2 protein-coding genes and 3 pseudogenes are annotated in these 2,926 nt (G+C 62.5%); 2 read left to right on the top strand and 3 right to left on the bottom strand.

Annotated elements, in window-relative coordinates; all coding sequences use genetic code 11:
- Positions 1-74: 74 nt before the first annotated feature.
- Positions 75-533, bottom strand: coding sequence for a hypothetical protein (locus tag BST14_RS27750; RefSeq protein ID WP_083067454.1), 459 nt, complete (start codon positions 531-533; stop codon positions 75-77).
- Between the two features lie 155 nt (positions 534-688).
- Between BST14_RS27750 and BST14_RS27745 the strand changes: the two genes are divergently transcribed.
- Positions 689-1,333: a TetR/AcrR family transcriptional regulator gene (locus BST14_RS27745; RefSeq protein WP_083067453.1), complete on the top strand. Its 645-nt coding sequence runs from the start codon at positions 689-691 to the stop codon at positions 1,331-1,333.
- A 51-nt stretch (positions 1,334-1,384) separates the two neighbouring features.
- On the opposite strand, the pseudogene BST14_RS27740 reads toward BST14_RS27745, so the two are convergent.
- A pseudogene (locus BST14_RS27740) lies at positions 1,385-1,806 on the bottom strand (cytochrome P450); the annotation flags it as partial.
- Between the two features lie 17 nt (positions 1,807-1,823).
- A pseudogene (locus tag BST14_RS29940) lies at positions 1,824-1,994 on the bottom strand (IS256 family transposase); the annotation flags it as partial.
- Positions 1,995-2,109: 115 nt separating this feature from the next.
- Between BST14_RS29940 and BST14_RS27730 the strand changes: the two are divergent.
- Positions 2,110-2,601 (top strand): annotated as a pseudogene (locus BST14_RS27730) (transposase); the annotation flags it as partial.
- Positions 2,602-2,926 lie beyond the last annotated feature (325 nt).

Below are 2,926 nucleotides of genomic sequence, written 5' to 3'. Positions count from 1 at the left end.
ACTACGCTCAGAATCGGAGACCAGCCGCTGGCTGAGTCCTCAAACCAGTAAGTCTCCGGACTCGCCGGGGCGGTTCAGATCAGCCCGGTGGTCGAGAACGGGATCGATTCCCCGTTGAGACCCCCGTGGAAAATCACCGATGCGGCGACACCCTGCTCATCCATGTCGGCGAGGCGCGCCGCGGGGTCCTGGAGACCCGAGACGAAGCTGTGTTCGTAACTGCGTTTCAGGAAGCCCATATCGACCTGGTCCGCGTTGCGGATACCGGCGGTCTTGCCGAATTCTTCGGCATCGGATGGATCAAGCGACCAGTTCTCATCGGCACCGGAATTACCGGCTTTGGAGGATCGCAGAGAGAAAAAGCCGTGTTTCTCCATCTCCGCGACGAAACGGTCGAAGTCGTCAAGGAACCGCGGTTCGCAGTACTCCCGTAATTGACGTTTGAGCGACGGACCTACGTGACTGTCGATTGAGACGACGATGTACGGCTCCGCACAAGTGTTGGCGTCGGGGCTGATCGTTTCCTGCACCATGCTTTCCCTCGTCAGTTGTGACCTCGGCTTATGGTCGTCCGGCCTGGGCATTGTGATGCTACCCACACCATTGCAGGAATTGCAACACCGTTATACTTTTAGCCCAATGTGGCAAATACAGCTCCGGAAGCGCATACGGCGTTTAAGGTGTTGGCATGGCATCACGCGCCCAGGAACGCACTCGCCGGCACGTCCTCGATGCCGCGCGCGGGTTCGTCGAGGAGCATGGGGTTGAGCAACTGTCGATGCGCCGTCTCGCGGTTGAGGCAGGGGTCAGTGTTCGCACGCTTTATAACCACTTCGGCGACAAGGACGGCCTGCTGACCGCGCTCGTCCAGCGCTCACTGGATTCCATGGACGTTGCTGTTCACCATCTTTCGTCGACCGATCCGATCGAGCGGATCTGGGAAGCCGTCACTGTGTCGATCGACAAAACCGTTGCCGACGTCCCCAAGGCCGTCGTCCGTGCCGTCCTCATGGACGACCGGCTTCTCAATGAGATCAACCTTCGCTGGACGGGTTGGGATCTCATTGTCAACGAGATTCGAGCCGCCACTCGCCGCGGAGTGTTGCGGGGTGACGTTGACCCGGGCGTGCTGGCCGATCACGCCGGCATGGTCCTGTTCCAGCTACAGCGACGTTGGACCGCCGGCGAGATCGACACCGACGAGCTGCGCGACGGCGCCCTGCATGCCTTCGACCTTTGCTTGCTCACCGTGGCCCGGCCACGGGCGCGTGTCCGGATCTTGAATCACGCGAATTCACTCAAATCCGCCGCATTAGGGCGCGCGGAGGCGTGACGGCGCGCAAGTGACGCCGCTGGCCCGGGTTGGCTTCGATGTTCGGGGGCAGGAAACGAAGGTGGGCATGGCGGCCCAGCCCCGGACGGCGGCGGTCTCCGACGGTGCCGCGTTGGGCCAGTCCACCTCCCGGGCCGGAAACCGTTTGAGGATCTCGTCCAGCGCGATCCGACCTTCCAGCCGGGCCAACGCATTGCCCATGCAGAAATACGTTCCTGCGCCAAAGGTCATGTGCGAGCGCTATTCCCGGTGGATATCGAAGACGTCACCGCCCGGCGCGAACCGGCGATGGTCGCGGTTGGCCGCGCCGACGACCATGAGCATTGCCGAACCTTCCGGCACAGTCCGGCCGTAGTACTCGACATCGCGGGTGAGTAGCGGGCCATCTGTAGCGCCGGCGGTTCTCAGCGCAGGATCTCCTCGATCGCTTGGGGAATCAGGCCGGGGCTCTCCACCAGATCACGGCGCTGGTCCCGATCCGGCTGGTTATGGCCGGATCGCCGTGCTCATAGCCCAGGTGATCAGCGATTTCGACGTCTCGTTCGAGCACCGCCTTGGTCATCTGCGCCAGCAACCCGTCGGGGCCATCAATCGGGGTACCGGACGCTTCGGCGTCGGCCAACAAGGCATCGACCGCCACCGCCGGCAACAACTCGGCCAGCTTGGCGGCAGCATCATCTCTGGGCGAATCAGATTGCGGCAATGGAACTCTCCTGTCCGGTGGTCAGCCACCACCATTCAGGCCGAACCCCTTACACAGTCAACAAGACACGCCCGCCTGGCAGCGCTGCGCACCCACTACACCACCAACCTGATGTCGGTCACCCCGAAGTCCTCCTGGCCGTGGGTACGCACCCTGCTGCACTCCATCTTCGACCAACCCGACACTGAATCGGTTGTGGCCCAACATGATCGCGTGCTCGACGCGTTGGGCGAACAAACTCCCGAAAGTGGCCGAACATCTGGACAACGCGCGGGCCGAGCTGCTGGCCTTCACTGCGTTCCCCAAGCAGATCTGGCGCCAAATCCGGTCCAACAACCCCCAGGAACGACTCAACGAAGAGATCCGCCGGCGCACCGACGTCGTCGGTATCTTCCCCGACCGCACCGCCATCATCCGCCTCGTCGGTGCCGTGTTAGCCGAACAACACGACGAATGGATCGAGGGACGCCGCTACCTCGGCCTCGCCGTGCTCGCCCGCGCACGAGCCACACAAACCGCCCCCACCGAGCACGAACCCGCTACCACACCGGCGCTGACCACCTAAACTGCCAACCCAAGGGTCACACGATCGAGCGAACTATTACACCACGTCCCTGGGCTTCCCTACACGGTAGACGAATACATTTCTCCCGGCGTGAAGAGCCGATCGCGGGGTGGATCGTCGCCAGAACAACAGACGGCACCTAGGGACTGTCCCTCTTGCCCTCCTTGACCCCAATCGCGCCAGCGCACTCGCCTCAGATAATGCCCAGGTCTCGAGCTAGCTGTTGCGGGTCATGACGTTGTAGACGCCGGCATGGTCGGGATGTGAGGAGGACGGGTCCTTCGGCGGCAGGATGAGAAATCGCCAAACCCCTCGTCCTGAGCAT

The organism is Mycobacterium arosiense ATCC BAA-1401 = DSM 45069 (assembly GCF_002086125.1).
GTDB classification, from domain to species: Bacteria; Actinomycetota; Actinomycetes; order Mycobacteriales; family Mycobacteriaceae; genus Mycobacterium; species Mycobacterium arosiense.
Note: the sequence above shows the minus strand (reverse complement) of the source record. Positions and strands in the feature narration are given on the sequence as shown.